Source organism: Methylomonas albis (assembly GCF_014850955.1).
GTDB lineage: Bacteria > Pseudomonadota > Gammaproteobacteria > Methylococcales > Methylomonadaceae > Methylomonas > Methylomonas albis.
Genome location: NZ_JACXSS010000001.1, coordinates 3,477,804 through 3,494,515 on the forward strand (window position 1 = coordinate 3,477,804; position 16,712 = coordinate 3,494,515).

Consider the following 16,712-nt stretch of genomic DNA (forward strand, 5'->3'; position numbering starts at 1 on the left):
CGTCACTACGGCCAAAAAGCGCCGGTCAGGGTAACTATCCAATTTCATTAGTTAAGGCACTCTATAACCAACTCGGCTGTCCGCTATTCGGCGAGCAAATTAATGTTTGGCGTTCTGGCTCACAGAGACAGCTATGCCCTTAATTTTATAAAAACAACAAAGTTTCTAGGAAATCGATCTACCCGCTCAAAAAAACGGGTTCTTTTAGGAGTCAAAAATTCATTTAGGCCGATTCCAACTCATTAGTTTTGCAAGTCCCTCCGTTGTCATTTTTTATTCCATCTGTTTTCGTACGTAGGGACAGATGCTCTGGATTCACACAACAAGCGATCTGACATGTATGCACAACGTTCTGATTTTCGGCAACCTCTCCTCGATAAATCTGGTACATAAATACTTCAACATCAATGGATAGTTTGTCGTAATTGATCTGGGTGCTCTCATCTTCATCCCACAACCAGCATCCACACTCCGGAATGGGAGAAATATGTGACTCTATAAGGTTTAATAGAGATTTATTGACTAGGTTCGCATTCATTTTTCGCTCCTACCCTCAGGAAATAGCAGGCATGAAACTATAAGCCATTACTATAATGACTTAATATATAATTGGCTTTGATTCCTATAACCTTAACCAGTTGATGATTACTATAAAATAAGTCTACATCAATTTTCTGCGTAAAATTCACTTCCATATACGGTAATTTATTACATAATTATTTGCTATGCGTTAACCAAGTTGCAGTGGATATATATGCGGTATCAAAATATACCCGTCCAAACCATCCAGGCCGATTAAATGCGCGTTTTTTAGGTATAGATATCAAAAACCAGCCACGCGTCAAGTCTATTTCTATCAAAATATCAGTAAAATCTAACCAATAGCCAAAAGCGTTATAAATACATTTAATAACGCTTTCTTTCGATGCAAATATACTGTATGCAAATCGATCGGCTAGTCCTCGCTGAGCACTCAGTATGCTGCGGATTTCTTGGTGCCGAAATAATGTGGCAAAGGTTTGATCTGGAAAGGGACGGTCGTAATATTGAATATCAACGCCTAAGGCCTGAATATCCTCTGACCTTGCGGCTACAGCAATAGACATTTCACTACTGTGGCTGATGCTGCCGACAATGCCTTTAGGCCAAACGGGTGCACCATGCTCATTTTTTAATACCGGTACATGACTAAAACCTAGTTGTTCAAGTACTTGGTGCGCACAATAGCGACCAGCACAAAATTCACCGATACGTTTAACGCTGGCACCATTAATTAATGGAAGTTCTTCCGGATGTAACGCTTGGAGCGTACAAGGTTTATTATGGGAAACACCATAAAATGGCGGTGATGGGAGCAAGTACTGGGAATGGTTAAGCATATAAATAGAATTAGGTCGATAAGTCACTTTAAAACCATGTATCTGAGGCGCATTTCTCTTATTTTGTCACTCCAAGAAGTATATAGCGCGTAGTAGCCCATCGCTTTACGCAAAAAAACATCTTATGTCGATCAATAGGTAATTGTTAATTTTCAGATCTAATCCGCTGAATGACTAATTTAAAAATAACGCACTAACCGGATTTGAACATAATCATCTTTACTCATGCCTGTTAGAATGTCTGTGTTAGGTATATTGTTAAACAACCTGGATTCCAGTTCAATTTTCCAGTTATCACCGAGTCTACGGCTCCCTTTAAAGCTCATGACCGTGGCTTGGGTGTCTAAATCGACTGTAATACCGAGAAGTAGCTGGGAGTTCTGTTCGTCATTCAGCGACAGGCGCGTACCTAAAAATACGTCATTATCAGCAGGCGTTGGGGGGCGTCAGAGGCTTTTCTTGGTGTGGATTTATCGCGTCCATCATACTGATATTCCATCAACAATCCTAAGTCGGCGTTGCTTTCAAGAATGCCATAATTGGTGTATTCAAAACCTGCAACTAGAGCGAGAAAACGGCTACCTTGACCGCTACGAGTCATTGCTTCCAGTTTTAACAACCAATTACCCAAAGCGCCTTGCACATCCAAGCTGGTTTGATTAATTAAGTCATACGTTGGGATGAGTTCCGTGGGATACGGTGAATTATTTGGAAAATAGGCCGCTAGCCGTGGCTCGCGACCAACACCGCTAAAATGAGCGACTCCAACATCCCAATCACCTAAAGTACGGCTCCAACGCAGCGCCCAATCAGGGTGAAAATGGCTGATGCCATTCAGATTGGGGTTATTGGCGTTTACTGGTAGTTCAAATCTAACGCGCCCATTCGCAGCCGGAAACGTGCGCTCTCGAAAATAAGGTAGATAGAGTAAATTGAAGTTACCATAGTCAGTCGGAATATTCAGATTCAGCATGGGCTGCCCCAGCTTTTCTTCACTGTTGATATTTTCTACAAAGTCGGTTTGGTTAACTATGTCAACTAAATGCCGTGATTCAGCCACTCCCCAAAACACTTTACCTACGCCAGTTTGCAGGTTCCAACCATCGTCCCGATGCAGCCAATTGAGTTCGCGCAAATCCCAGTGTGAGCGGTTGCTATCGAGACTATCGTAACGGCCGAAGGGAATGGCGGTAAAACGATCCGAACTATTATTCCATTCATGGCGAAATTCAGGTTGCATTAACACGGATGGATCGGCAAAACTCGTGTTTTGAGTAGGAAAAGCGGCGGTTTCAGTAAACAAACGCAGATCAAGCGCGGCAAATCCAGACCATTCCGAGGCCTGGACATTACCGACCGATACCGTTAATAACGCTGTAATAATCGCCGTTGTTAGTTTCATGATTTTAGTTAATGTATCAGCATCCCAGGTTGTTAATGGCGGGAAAACTGCGTCAACCGCTGAAAAGCTTGGAAACAGAGTGTGAGTAAAGGAAACCCGCAAGCCATCGCGACACGGTGTTAAGTTATGTGCATCTCAGTCCGGAGCCTCTCATTGAGTTGGATCGGGACGAGTCGAAGGGGATGCATCAGGACGCCTAGCTATGAGCCACTCGCGTCAATGTTGCTGATTTTTCCCCGTAAGGAGCCCGAAAAATTTTCTTCCAAACTGACTATTCGGTACACCTCTTTCACGATTGCAACGCTAGGAATTACCTGGTTAACCCAACCCTTGATTTCTAGGTTTATTGCACGTTTTTAAGGGCGCTTTCGGAAAAATCGTTATCTTTATAGCCGTTACGAAACCGGTAATTACTCCGCGCTAAAGTGGTGCTCTTGCCAGTTTGGTGGTTGACCATATCCAATTTGCTGGCCCGCCAGTAACGATCGAGGTATTGGTGGTAATCGCTAAAGGTTAAGGTTTTTAACAAAGTGTCTTTACGGTCATAAAACTCGATTTTGCGTGGTTGGTAAATAGTTTTGTCGACCCATTCAATTTGCTTGGCATAGCCGGAGTATTCATAGGCAGGCGTGTTTTCAACCACAAAACAGTCATTACCATCTAATACTTCATCACGTAGGTATTTATATTTATATTTGTCGATCTCCCATGAAGCAATATCTTCAAAGGCAAATTCGCTACCGACAAAAGGGCCGGATTTATTCACGGAAGAAATCCGTTTGACCCGTTTTAATTCTGGTAAAAATAGCCATTGGTCGTCAGGTTTCAGTCCATGCGAAAAAGTTAGCACCGCCGTACCATTCACATCCGCGGGTTTATGGAAAATACCTAAGTCCTTGTCGCCATCTCCAGGGACTTCCAAGGTTTTAGTGGCAAATTCACGGGTGCTTTCTTCGCCCTGTGCATTACGCAGGGTAAATAGGGCGTCATTTGAACTATCGCCGAAACCTGAATCGCGTTTATCGGTTTCTTGGGCGATAGCCAGACCTTTTTCCTCAGGGGTTTCGGCGTGTAGCGCTGGCATTGCCAAAGCCAATAATAAGGCAAGAAAAGCTGATTTGTTCATTTGAATTGTCCTGGTGATAGGTTACTGAGTACGGGTCTGCTAAATAAATTGTGTATGCCTCGCTTGATGTCTTCATAAATCAATAAAATCGGCGGCAATAACAAAAACTCGGCAAATAGGCCTAAGGCGAAAATGATGGCGGTCAACAGCCCCATTTCGTAATTGATTTTAAAACTGGAAAAAATGAATAACGAAAAGCCCATAATTAACACCGCCGAAGTCACCCACAAGGCATTTCCAACAGTGGCAAAGGCATAATACAGGGCGGCTTCGGGATCCAGATTTTTGTCTTTTCGGGCATATTGGTATTTGCTGAGAAAATGTACGGTGTCATCGACCAAAATACCCAAGGTCATTGCTGCCACTACCGAAGAGGCCATACCTACTTGCCCAACCGCTAAACCCCAAACTCCAAATGCCATGCCTGCAGGTACTAGATTGGGAATCAGGCTGAGCAGACCCAAGCCCAAGGAGCGCAACACAAATATCAAAATCAGCGAGATTAAGACTATCGACATCAATTCACCGCTAATCATGCTGATGATATTACGTTGGCCAATATGCGAAAACAGCAAGGTTGAGCCAGTGCCATCGGCTTGCCTGATTAACGGGGCGTTTGCTTTCAACCAAGCTTGGGCGCGCGCTTCCAAATCAATCACTTGCTGGCTGGATAAACTGCGCAAGGTGACTGTGATGCGGGTTGCCGATTTGCTGACATTGACCCGATCGTTCAAATCCAAACCATAAGGCAATGACATTTCAAATAACAAAAGATATTGCGCGGCCAGCTCCCTAGTTTCAGGTAAGCGATACCAGGCCGGATCATCACCGTGCATGTTTTGATGCAGGCGTTTTAGGATGTCGTTAAGGGCGTAGACATGGATGGTTTCCGGTTGCTGGCGATACCATTTCACAAAGCTTTCGACTTGATTAAAAAAGGCCGGATCGTTAATACCGCCTTGCTCGCCTTGCGCCAATGAATAATCAATGCTGTAAATACCAGTCAAATGCTCCGTGGTGTAATCGGTGTCGCGACGAAATCCGACTGATTCATCAAAATATTTGACGTATTCGTCATCGAGTTTATTCAGAGGAATGAAAGCGATTAAACTCGCGGTCAACAACAACAAAAATGCCGATAGCGAATATCGATGCTTAATAATAAACCCAGCCAAACCAGCCAATGATTTGCTGTCTGACATTTCGGCATGACCTGGTTTAGCCGGTAGCAACATCATAAAAGCGGGCAAGAAACCAATTGTCAGAAAATACGCCGCGCCCACACCCATAGCGGTTATGTTGCCTAAGTCGCGGAACGGCGGCGCATCGCTAAAATTCATCGACAAGAAACCGATGGCGGTGGTCAGGTTGGTGAAAAAAATGGCCTTAAAGTTAACCCCAAGACTTTCTTTCATCGCCGCCCGTTTATCTAAACCCTGGGTTAAACCGTTGTAATAAGTACTTAGAATATGTACCGAATCCGCCACAGCCAAGGTTAATAAAATAGTCGGCGCCGGAATACTGGACGGCGAGAAGGCGATATCAAGCCAACCGGCCAAACCGACCGCCGAGACTATTGATAACGTCATCATCGTTAATGCCGCAAACATACCCATGAACGATTTTAAAAACCACCACAGAGCGATGGCGATAATCACCAACATAGCCGGTGTCAGGGTTTTCAGATCCAGCTCCGAGGATTCGGCAAACGCCGTATCCATCATAATCGAACCGGTCAGACGCACCTCCATATGAGGATGTGCGGTTTGCAAATCATTCGCCAACTTACGGACAAACGTGGTGGCTTCCAAGGTTTCAGCATCTTGGTTTTTACCGGGACGTTGCACGACCACATTAAAACCCATCACCTTGCCGTCGGGTGATACCAAACGATTGACCAGTAACGGTTCTTCTAGGGTGATTTGCTTTAAGCGTTCAATGTCTACGGGATAAAGTTGAGCGGCGTTGCCAATCAAATCCTTCACAATCAAATTGTCGCCTTCCGCAGTGCTGTTCTGGAAGTTCGTAATAGAATCTACCCGCGTTGAGTACGGCGTTTGCCAAAGGCTTTTAGTCAAGTGTTCAGCAATAGCCAGATTTTGCGCGGTAAAGACATCGCCATTTTTGGGCGTGACCACCAGCAGAATATTGTCATCGCGGGTATAGGTTTTTTGCAAAGTTTCAAAAGCAATTAACTGCGGATTTTCATCACTGAAAAACATCCGGTAATCGCTTTTAAAATGCACGTAGCGGGTGCCATAACCCGCCGCTGCAGTTAGCGCCAGACTTAAGACAATAATCAGCCAGGGAATACGCAACAACCAGTCGAAATATTTGCGTAGCATTGATCGGTCTCTTGTTGGTTTAATGATTGCGTTCGCCTTCATGCTAAAACCGCTAACTCTTTTGCCAGCGTATCAACTGTGTAGATAACTTCCGTTTCCGTAAGATTACTGGTGATAAAAAAGCGCAACCTGGATGCCGCTTCCGGTACCGCAGGATACATAATAGGGTGTACGTTAATACCCGCTTGGGCCAGTTTTTGGCCTAGCTTTAAACAGCGCATGGAATTACCGAGAATAATCGGCACCACTGCGGTACCGGCGGAAGGCCCGGTATCCAAGCCCAGGAGTTTGGCGCGCTCTAAAAATAACGCGGCCCTGGCGCGCAGGCGTACCGCACGCTCCGGCTCACGGATCATAATATTGGCAGCTGCTAAAGCAGCGCCAGTATTGGCGGGTGAAATGCCGACACTAAATAACACCGCCCCCGGTGCGTTGTATTTAAGATTATCGACCAAGGCTTTCGAGCCGCAGATATAACCGCCGCAGCTTGCAAACGATTTACTTAAAGTACCCATCCAAATATCCACTTCCGAGGCATCGATACCAAAATGGTCTCGAGACCCAAAACCGCGCGATCCAATTACACCCGCCGCGTGGGCTTCATCGACCATCAACAAGCACTTGTGGCGATTTTTAACCTCTATAAAACGGGGCAAATCGGGAATGTCGCCATCCATGCTATACACGCCCTCAACGATAATTAGCACCCGTTGATGTTGGCTGCGATTTTCCTCTAACAAGCTATCCAAGGCTTGCCAATCGTTATGCGGAAAGGCCAACCTGCGAGCGCCGGACAGTTGGCAACCGGTAATCACGCTGTTATGGATCAAACTGTCATGCAGTAGCAAATCGTTGGGGCCAAACAAATGACCTATTACCGCCACATTGGTTGAGTAACCGCTAACTAATGCCACCGCATCTTCGGTGCCATGTATATGCGCGAGGGCTTGTTCCAACTCCCGGTGCAACGGAATTTCACCGGAAACAATACGACTGGCGGACACTGAAGTGCCATATTGGTCAATAGCCGCCTTAGCGCCAGCCGATACGTCAGGATGACCGGACAGACCCAAATAGTTGTACCCCGAATAATTAATGTAATCTTTCCCATTAATACTAGTGATATGGTCGCTAACCCCTTCGTGGACGCTAAAATAAGGATTTTCGGTAGCGAGCGCCTTAAAGGTTGAGGTTTGCTCCATCAACAAACGAAAGCCTGGAAACTTATCAACCCGATAATATTCTTCGGAAATTTCACCGGTCGCCTGAGTTACTCCATCAACTTGTTCTTTTCGCGCCAATAGTTGTTTCAGCAATAAGCGTTTTTTTTCTTCAGTCATATTGACCAAATTAGTTGCTTGATTATTCATATCATTTATCCTTTTCTAGCAAAATGTTGCTAAGCAAAATATCAATTTCTTCTGTCGACAACCGATCCACTAAACGCGTTTTCCGGCTTTCCTCAACGCTATCGGCATTGGCGGAAGAAATCGACATAATGGCCCGATCCAGCAGTAGATTCGCCAGATGGATTAAGCTTTGGCAGCGTTTTTTTTCTTCCGCTCTATTGACCAAGTCGCCGGGCTGTTCGGACATGTCACTTCTCCTCTTCCAACAATATTTGGTTCAGCAGAATATCGATTTCATCTGAAGACATCCGATCGACCAATGAGGCTTCATGATCCTGCGTATCCGGGGTTGAGTTATCCGCCGCTAAAATGGTCCGCTCTATCAGCAGGTTAGCCAGATGAATCAAGTTTTGGCTACGCATTAGCTCCAGAGTGGAAATCCGCACACCGAATACTTGAGTGATCGTGGCTTGCAATTCCGCCGACATCAATGAATCCACACCCATCTGCGATAATGACTGTTGTAGATCGATCTTAGCGACGGGTATGCGCAGTATTTTCGCGAGCTGTTCAGAGACCGCATGACTCATTGCCTCCACCCTTTCTGCTTCAGGCAATTCGCTGATCGCTTGACATAGCTCGGTCAGCGCATTACTCTGCGCAGCGCCGGCTGTCATCAGTTTTGAAAAGCGCGGGGAATTACCGCCAGTGGGTTCAAACTCTTGCCAGCGAGGCCAAACACAGTTCATCAAACCATATTGCGGTTGGTCAATTTCGCGTAAACAAGCCCAGGCTTCTAGGGCTTGTTCCACGGTGATAGCGTACATACCCATCAATTCCAAATGCTTGGCAACTTCGACGCTTTCCACTGCCATACCCGTGGCAATCGCGCCCCAGTTAATCGAAGTAGCAGGTAATCCTGAGGCTATACGATGGCTGGCCAACGCATCCAGGAAGGTATTGGCCGCTACATAATTGGCTTGGCGGGCATTGCCGATCAAAGCGGAAACCGAAGAGAACAACATAAAAAACTCTAACGGATGGTCTTGAGTGAGTTTGTGCAAATGCCAAGCGCCCAAGGCTTTCGCTTTCATTACCCTCGCCAAGCGCTCCGGATCTAACTCAGACATCGGCGCATCGTCCAATACCGCAGCCGCATGTAGCACACCTCTCAACGGCGGCAATTGCTTGGCGATTTGCGCCAGAATGCCAGCTACCTGCATTTCGTCCGCTATGTCGGCGGCCACTGCCTGTACTGTTACACCTTGCCGCTCCAGAGACTGCACGGCGGCTTTGGCATTCTCATCCGCCGCGCCACGGCGACCGACTAACACTAAATGCTTAGCGCCCCTTTTAGCCAGCCAATGCGCCGCTTCCAAGCCAAAACCGCCGAAACCGCCGGTAATCAGATAGGCTGCTTCCGCATCAAACAGCGGGGCGGCGTTGTTGTCAAACACTGCAATGTCTTTTTTATCAGCTAAGGATAAAATCGGCGTTTTGACTTTTGGCTCTGCATTGTTTGCGGTTAACCAAGCTAAACCTTCTAACGGCGATAGTATCTGTGCCGACGAAAGCGGTTTTTGATGGAATTCCAATAACTGTGCCACTTCCGCCAACAATTTCCCGAATAACTGAGGTGCGTTAAATGCCAGTTTCAAGGCGTTGATGTCGGAACAACGGCTAAATTTGGCGGGCGCAGACTGATTGCTAGCCTTATCCGCTAATATCAGTTCATGGGCGTCAAGACCAAGCAAGCTATCGATAGCTGTTTGCTTATCCGCATTAGCGCCATGCACCCTAGCTCGAACATTCAAGACCCTATCGTTATCTGTTAATAAGGCTGAGATATCAGGCTGCTTGGTACTAATAACTGGTTCGCCATCCAATAATTGCAGACCTTCAGCATTGCTATAAAAATGGGGACGCGCCGCCAACCAGCGGGCAATCGTATGAGCCGCTATCGCACTCGCGCCCAATTCCGCATCAATTAACACCGCTTCACCGGGGGCGACTCGAGCAATAGTGTGCAAAGCGTAATAGGCTGGGATTAAAGTAGTCGTTAAAGCGGTGACTTCGGCATCTGTTAGGGTATGAAAATGGCTAACCGAAAAGACTCGTTCAATCGGGCAGACTACGTGGGATGCCGGTTTGCCTTTGGCAGCGACAACCACTTTATCCCCTACATACCACTGACTAACGCCCTCTGCCACTGCGGATATCGTACCCGTGGCAAAATAGCCTTCAGGGATGTCGTCATTATCATCACTGGGGTTTAAAGTAACGCCGGTTAAGTTAATGTAATCCAAGGCGACCACCACTTCACCAACTTTCGCTAGCGGCAGCGCTATGACATGGTATTCGGCTTGGCTTTGCCCTTTTATTTGGAATGCGGCGACATCCTCGCCATTTAAGTGCTGTCTTTCGACTACCGCCGGTTCAATCGCTAACCGCTCTAAACGGTGTACATAGCGCTCAGCGCCTCGTAAGGCCACATCGTCTTCGTTATCGTCAGCAAGCAATTCTTGAGCTAATACGTTAACGTTGGGCTTGGTGTTAATGGCGGCTAAATCCACCAACGTGCTACGGAGCGCGGGGTATTCGTTGAAAGCTACGCGTGCCAGCCCAATCAACGGCGTTTGCGCCATGTTGTCAAGAACATCCATCTTTGATAACACTTGCGCGCCTTCGGTGACCATGTAAAAACGCGGCGCTTTATCGTCGAACACACTGGCTAATAGCTGGATAACTTGCAACGCTGCACTGGCTTGGTCAATGCCGATTGGGTCATCATGAACACGGTGTTCCAAACCCCATAGATAAGCCACACCAACGCAATTTCCCACTTTGGCTTTTTGCATGACCGCACGCAGATGGTTAAGCTCATTTTCGCTCAACGCTTTTACGTTTCGTGGCTCTTGCGGATAGGCGTCAGAAATCGGCACCCGAATAACCTGATTGCCAGGATTGGCTTCCAGCTCCCGACACAGCGCATCGCCAACGCCAAGCGTATCGCTAAACACCAGCCAGTTACCTGTTTTAGCGGCGTTGCTGGACAACGCCTGTGGCACCCACTGCCAGGCATAAGTCCATTGTTTAAGTTGTTCGATAGGATCTTCTTTTTGCGAACTTAGCGCACGGCAGCGCAAGCCTTCAACGCTAACCAACAGATTACCCGCATCGTCAAATAAACTTAGATTGCCGACTATAGCTTGATCGTTGACGCTGGTGAGCTTGCCATGACACCAAAAAGCCGCGTCGGGTTTGCCATGATAAGTGATGCGTTTGATCGCTACCGGCATGTAGAACTTGTCGCTATCTTCGAGCGCAACGATCAATGACTGGAAACAACCGTCCAACAAACTCGGGTGCAGACAGTAATCGGTATTATCGGCGAGTAAGGCAGGGTTTAATTCGATGCGCGCCAGCACTTCGCCTTGGCAACGTTGCAGTAGCCTAACGCTGCGAAAATATGGGCCATAAGACAAACCGCGCTTGGCTAAATCGCTGTAGAGTTTGTCGATATTGACGGTTTCACCACAACGGCCGGCTATAGCGTCGCGGTTTATAGGCTGAACACTTGTTTCATCAGCTGCCATAATCTTACCGGACGCATGCAACCGCCAATTCAACTGATCGTCAAAATCGCGACTAAAAAAACTATACTCGCCGTTGTCTTGGTCCAAACCAACATGGATAACTTGCTCGTTGCCGCTTTCATCCAATACTAAAGCTTGATGGAAATTCAGCTGTTCCAATATGCATTTCGCGCTTCCGGTGAATTGCTGGAAGGCTGCCAAACCGGCTTCCACGTATGCAGCGCCCGGCATCACCAGCAAACCATCAACCTGATGATCGCTTAAATATGGCAACAATTGGCGATTAACTGCGCTTTGCCAAGTCGGTCTAGGATCGGGCAAACGACGATCTAATAAAGGATGAATAGGCTCGCCTACCCTATCTGCTTTGGATTCCGGGTTTTCGCTCCAATAGGTTTCCCGTTGCCAAGGGTATGTCGGCAGTTTGATATAGCGGGCATCGGCGGAATAAAGCTGGCGCCAATCGATTTTACAACCAGCCACATACAATTCTGCCAAAGCCAAATTTAAGGTTAGGCGTTCCGCTTTACCCCGGCGCAATGAGGCAAAACTTTGTGGTTGGATAGCTTGCTGGCGACAGCATTCTTTAATGGAGGTGGACAGCACCGGATGCGGCCCCACTTCCAGAAAAATCCGATGCCCATCGCGTAATAAACTCGCCATGGCGTTGGCAAAATAAACGGGTTCGCGGATGTTGTCGCACCAGTATTCGGCATCGTATAGCACCTCGGTGACTAAGTCGCCGGTAATGGTCGAATACAAAGGAATTTTCGGCAGCTGCGGTTTTAATCCAGCCAATACGCTTCTGACTTCAGGCTTGAGCGGTTCCATAAAAGGACTGTGATAAGCCACTTCAACCTGCAAGAAGCGGTTGAATTCGCCTGTTTCGGTCAAATACGCGGCAATGGCTTCCAAACTGTGCGCTTCACCCGCTAAAGTCAGCGATGACGGGCTATTAATCGCCGCTATTGAAACGTCACCATTGGTCAGCTCTAATAAACCAACGCATTGCTCCTGGCTCAGGCCTACCGCCAACATCTTGCCCAAACCGGCGGCTTTTTTCTGGATGCGGCTGCGTTGGTAACTGACCAGCACAGCCTCTTCCAGGCTTAACACCCCGGCGGCATATGCGGCGCTGACCTCACCGACGCTATGCCCGACAATTGCAGCCGGTTCAATGCCGAGCGACCTCCACAATGCGGTCAAACCCACTTGAATCAGAAAATTGGCCGGCTGTGCGATGGTCGTATCGGTTATATTGGAATTTTGTTCATCCTTGAGCATTTCCGCCAATATCGACCAGCCCGCTAAGCGTTGGAAAATCGCATCACATTCCGCCACTGCCGTCCGGTAGACCGTTTCATTGTGGTATAGCTCCCGCCCCATCGCCCACCACTGCGGCCCCATGCCGGTGTAAACAAAGACCGGTTTTTGGTCAGACTCGGCGGCTAATTTACCTGACGCTAACCATTCTCCTGTGCCTTGTTCGGCAAAAGATTGCAACTGGCCGCGAATTTCCGTCCAGGACGCACCGGCAATGGCCAGTCGGTAGTTATGATGACCTCGGCGGCATGCCGCTGAATAACCCAAATCCGACAAATGAGCGGACTGAACTTCACCGAAACGATCTAACCAGGCTTTCGCCAAATCCGTTAAAGCCTCTTCACTCCGCGCCGACAAAGGCAGGCAATAGACTTTGCCGGATTCATCGGCAGCATGATCGGTTAATTTTGCTTGCGGCGCATTTTGTAAAATAGCGTGGGCATTGGTCCCGCCATACCCGAATGAGTTTACGCCTGCGCAGACTTTAGCTACATTCGTTGGAAAAGCTTCCAATTGCCGCGGCAGTTTTAAGCCTAATTCTGCAAAGGGGATATTGGGGTTAGGCGTATTTAAATTGGCTTGTGGCGGCACTTGCCCGTGCGATAAGCACAAGGCTGTTTTAATAACTCCCGCTACGCCCGCTGCCGCTTCAAGATGACCAATAGTGGCTTTCACCGAACCGACCAAGCAGGTGTGTTGTTCGTCTCGTCGCCCTAAAGCGGCGCCCAAGGCATTGGCTTCTAAGGGGTCGCCGACCGGCGTACCTGTGCCGTGGGCTTCAAAATAGTGAATGTCGTTGGTATCGATGGCGTATTGCTCGCAAACTTGTCGAATCAACGTGGTTTGCGATTCCGGGTTGGGTACTGTAATTCCGTTAGTTCTGCCGTCTTGGTTAGCCCCCGTGCCGCGCACCAAAGCATAAATGGAATCACCATCACGCAAGGCTTCTGATAAGCGCTTTAACACCACCACTCCCGCCCCCTCGCCTCGACCATAGCCATTGGCGCTGGCATCAAAACTCTTGCTGCGCGCATCTGGCGCTAAAAAGCCGCCTTTGCACATCGCGATCGGGTATTCGGGGCGCGTCATCACGTTAACGCCGCCCGCCATCGCCAAATCACACTCGCCACGCCAAATGGCTTGGCAAGCCAGGTGCAAAGCCACTAAAGAAGACGAACAAGCGGTATCCAAGCTCATACTGGGGCCACGCAAGTCCAACACGTAAGAAATCCGGTTAGACAAAATAGTCATGGTGGAACCAATCGCGGTATGAGTGCCTATCAAATGCCGATTCATCTTACCCATTTGAGTCAGTTTATGGTCTAAAGTGAAAGCGCCGATGAAAACCCCGGTATTTGATCCGGCCACGACTTCATAAGGGATGCCGGCATCCTCTAACGCCTCCCAACTAGTTTCCAATAACAAGCGTTGTTGGGGATCGATACATTCGGCTTCCCGCGGGGCAATCCCAAAAAACAAGGCATCGAATTCATCAACTCGCTGTTGCAAAAACCCCCCTTGTTTAACGTACATTTTGCCCGGCTTATTGGTATCCGCATCGTAGAAGCGACGTAAATTCCAACGTTCCTGAGGAATATCGACAATGGCGTCACTACCGGTTTTGAGCAATTCCCAAAAGCTCTCGGGATTATGTGCACCGCCAGGAAAACGGCAACCAATTCCGACTAACGCAATAGGTTCGGCTGGAGTTTGATCAGAATTTACTCTGCTTGTTTTCATTTACATTACCTTTAAAATATCTGGCTATGGATCCATTAAATATATTTATTTAAGCAGCTCCAATGGAAATAGACTTATTGCCTTAAATTAATTTATTACAATTCATGTACAGCTTTTTATAACTAATTTTTCTGGGGTTAGTTTGATTTATTAGCTTGAAAAAAAAAGGTAATATTTCACCAAGATTAAGACACTATTTCTCAAGAAATTAAATTGGTCTTGTTAGTTTAGAAATGACCGCTTTATATAAAGCGGATTTTTAGTATTCAGGCGGGTTATATGACAGCATCCCGGCTTTATTTTGAATCCGCCGAGACTTTTCTGGCAAAGAGGACACATCGAGATTGAACCGCCCTGGTAATCTTGCCCAGATTTCACAGACAAACACCGCCACACGATCGTACGAACCCTCAAAACCTAGGACACATAGATCGGCATGCAGTTGCTTGACAAAACGGCGTTGTTTACGGGAATTACGAGCCTCATCTGCCAGCCATTGCGATAACTTATCTGCAAAAGCATCGAGCTTACTGGGGGTATGTCGTTTCGGATAAACCGGGTCAACGATCTCATTGCGCAGATACCCTAGCGAGTAACCGGGCATCACTCGGGGCCGAGACGATGGGCTAGACCTTGTCTCGTGGAGGACTTTCACTCCTATCCTTTGCCAGCTTGTCCTAGCCCACGCAGCAACGGGTCGGTTGGACACAGTGACGAACGGCAGCTATCGGGTATCGGAATTCAATGACGGCTTTCGGGCGATCAATCTGAGAAGCAGACAGTCGCATGGCGACCCATTGCTGTCTATCGTTCAATCTGATTCAATGGCAACAATTAGATCAATACTAGCCATAGATGTCTGTCGCCGATGATATACATAAGTAAAAATCCTCATAAGTTCAATAAATTATCATGCCAAATGTCGTTTTCAGGTATATGTACGGAAGCTTTCTAATTACTAGTTATGCCATATAGAGTAGCAACGAAATAGCCTATTCGTTATGCACGTTATATACTGGGCACATAGTTATAGAGCGCCAGACGCTCTTCTCAACCGACATTTCGGAATGTTGATTGAGGAATCTGAGAGGATGGTAGTAAATTTCGATCCTCCTTCTGACGTGGTTAATTCAGCCAAGCTTGAGCAAAATCTTCGGGCATGCGACGGAATGATTGCCGTTCTGACACATAGAGAATCAGGGCCGTCACAATACATTCTTTATGAGATTAGCCTTGCAATGCGGGCCAAGAAGCCGCTGCTTGTATTCATGGATGACCGAATTCCAGACGGGATCATTCCGCAACGGATCCTACAGCAACGATTTTCGCATAGAACTTTCTTTCGGCAGGTACGTGAGCAACTACACGCTATGCGCATATTAAAAACCTACATGGGTGAACCGCCGCCTCCTAGATATCAACCGTATGCCTTTCAAAGAAGTTGTGGGCTCATTGGTCTAGGAAAAAAATCAACTCAAGGACGTATTGTCGCCAATATACTTTCAAATCGCGGCTATCGAGTCTTTAACCTTGAGTCGCTAAATACTGGAAATGCGTTGTCGTTTAATGGTCACGATGAATTTGCAAAACTGGATCTGGTTATTCGTAATGCTGATTCAGTATCACGTCTATCTGAATATTGGTCAGGTGCAACAGCATCTATATGTGTTCCGACGATCCATATAACAACAAATGCAGGCTTCAAGTTTAATATTGCCTTCCCACTAGAATTCCAACCACGGCCAGCAAACATTGATCCTGTGCGACCAATTGATACAGTAGTGGAGGAGGAGCTTTCTCTTTTTGAGCAAGACTTTTTGAAAGCGCAAGGTGATAAAACTATAGAGTTATACAGTAGAATGCAAATCGACTACGCTTCGAGCAACGGTCGATATGAACCAGAAACAAGAAATCATTATATGGAGGTTGTAATGGGTGACAAATATAGCGTCTCAGGACAGACTGGGGCCGTAGGACGAAATGCTCACGCACATGATAATTCGTTCCAACAGGTATGGAATCAAGCGTCAGAACAATTCGATTTGCCAAAATTGGCATCAGAACTTAGGGCACTACTCACTCCGTTAAAGGAAGCGGCAATTGAGCCTGATCACCGTGTTGCAATTGGTCTAGTAGAAGCTGCGGCTGAGGCCTCTGAAGCAGGCAACGGACCGAAAGCAATGGAATATTTAAAGTCCGCAGGAAAATGGACATTTGATACAGCTTCAAAAATTGGAATCGGTGTTGCGACAGCAGCCGCAAAGAGCGTTCTCGGCTTTTAATGCATAACAATCGGCTCTCCTGGGACGCTCCCCTGACGTCGCGCCTCTAAGCCCAAGTGTTAAGCTGCAGCTTTTAGGAGCTTACCTTCTATTAGTGTAACTATATCCATATAGAGAGCTTTTGGCCGATTTTGTTGAAAAAGAGCTCCTTTTTAAAAATTATTACCTAT

Annotated in this window: 9 protein-coding genes and 1 pseudogene; 1 reads left to right on the forward strand and 9 read right to left on the reverse strand. The window is 47.1% G+C overall.

All coding sequences use genetic code 11. From position 1 onward, the window contains the following. Nucleotides 1-223 precede the first annotated feature (223 nt). The 9 genes and pseudogenes from EBA_RS16005 to EBA_RS16045 all read right to left on the reverse strand — a co-directional run. Nucleotides 224-538 (reverse strand): hypothetical protein, encoded by a 315-nt coding sequence (locus EBA_RS16005; RefSeq protein WP_192375639.1) that lies wholly within the window; start codon nt 536-538, stop codon nt 224-226. Nucleotides 539-716: 178 nt separating this feature from the next. Continuing rightward, nucleotides 717-1,406 (reverse strand): 4'-phosphopantetheinyl transferase family protein, encoded by a 690-nt coding sequence (locus EBA_RS16010; protein ID WP_192375640.1) that lies wholly within the window; start codon nt 1,404-1,406, stop codon nt 717-719. A gap of 382 nt (nt 1,407-1,788) precedes the next feature. After that, nucleotides 1,789-2,781 carry a hypothetical protein gene (locus tag EBA_RS16015; protein ID WP_192375641.1) on the reverse strand — a complete coding sequence of 331 codons (993 nt, stop codon included), beginning with the start codon at nt 2,779-2,781 and terminating at the stop codon, nt 1,789-1,791. Between the two features lie 343 nt (nt 2,782-3,124). Then, entirely contained in the window at nt 3,125-3,877 is a 753-nt protein-coding gene (locus EBA_RS16020) for an outer membrane lipoprotein-sorting protein (RefSeq protein WP_225616337.1), read from the reverse strand. Nucleotides 3,878-3,903: 26 nt separating this feature from the next. Continuing rightward, nucleotides 3,904-6,252, reverse strand: coding sequence for an efflux RND transporter permease subunit (locus EBA_RS16025; RefSeq protein WP_192375643.1), 2,349 nt, complete (start codon nt 6,250-6,252; stop codon nt 3,904-3,906). 38 nt (nt 6,253-6,290) lie between these two features. Further along, a complete protein-coding gene (locus EBA_RS16030; protein ID WP_192375644.1) occupies nt 6,291-7,622 on the reverse strand; it encodes an aminotransferase class I/II-fold pyridoxal phosphate-dependent enzyme in 1,332 nt (443 codons plus the stop codon). A 1-nt stretch (nt 7,623) separates the two neighbouring features. Continuing rightward, complete coding sequence (locus EBA_RS16035; protein ID WP_192375645.1) at nt 7,624-7,848, reverse strand: hypothetical protein; 225 nt, start codon at nt 7,846-7,848, stop codon at nt 7,624-7,626. Between the two features lies 1 nt (nt 7,849). Beyond that, entirely contained in the window at nt 7,850-14,260 is a 6,411-nt protein-coding gene (locus tag EBA_RS16040) for a type I polyketide synthase (protein ID WP_192375646.1), read from the reverse strand. 382 nt (nt 14,261-14,642) lie between these two features. Beyond that, nucleotides 14,643-14,843: pseudogene (locus EBA_RS16045) on the reverse strand (IS21 family transposase); the annotation flags it as partial. 508 nt (nt 14,844-15,351) lie between these two features. Here EBA_RS16045 and EBA_RS16050 point away from each other — a divergent pair. Next, nucleotides 15,352-16,542: a hypothetical protein gene (locus EBA_RS16050; protein ID WP_192375648.1), complete on the forward strand. Its 1,191-nt coding sequence runs from the start codon at nt 15,352-15,354 to the stop codon at nt 16,540-16,542. The last annotated feature ends 170 nt before the right edge of the window (nt 16,543-16,712 follow it).

What these genes read in the sequence shown, in the direction of transcription:
- EBA_RS16035 (WP_192375645.1), bottom strand. Translation starts at nt 7,848, where the DNA reads ATGTCCGAACAGCCCGGCGACTTGGTCAATAGAGCGGAAGAAAAAAAA.
- EBA_RS16015 (WP_192375641.1), bottom strand. Translation starts at nt 2,781, where the DNA reads ATGAAACTAACAACGGCGATTATTACAGCGTTATTAACGGTATCGGTC.
- EBA_RS16025 (WP_192375643.1), bottom strand. Translation starts at nt 6,252, where the DNA reads ATGCTACGCAAATATTTCGACTGGTTGTTGCGTATTCCCTGGCTGATT.
- EBA_RS16040 (WP_192375646.1), bottom strand. Translation starts at nt 14,260, where the DNA reads ATGAAAACAAGCAGAGTAAATTCTGATCAAACTCCAGCCGAACCTATT.
- EBA_RS16030 (WP_192375644.1), bottom strand. Translation starts at nt 7,622, where the DNA reads ATGAATAATCAAGCAACTAATTTGGTCAATATGACTGAAGAAAAAAAA.
- EBA_RS16050 (WP_192375648.1), top strand. Translation starts at nt 15,352, where the DNA reads ATGGTAGTAAATTTCGATCCTCCTTCTGACGTGGTTAATTCAGCCAAG.
- EBA_RS16005 (WP_192375639.1), bottom strand. Translation starts at nt 538, where the DNA reads ATGAATGCGAACCTAGTCAATAAATCTCTATTAAACCTTATAGAGTCA.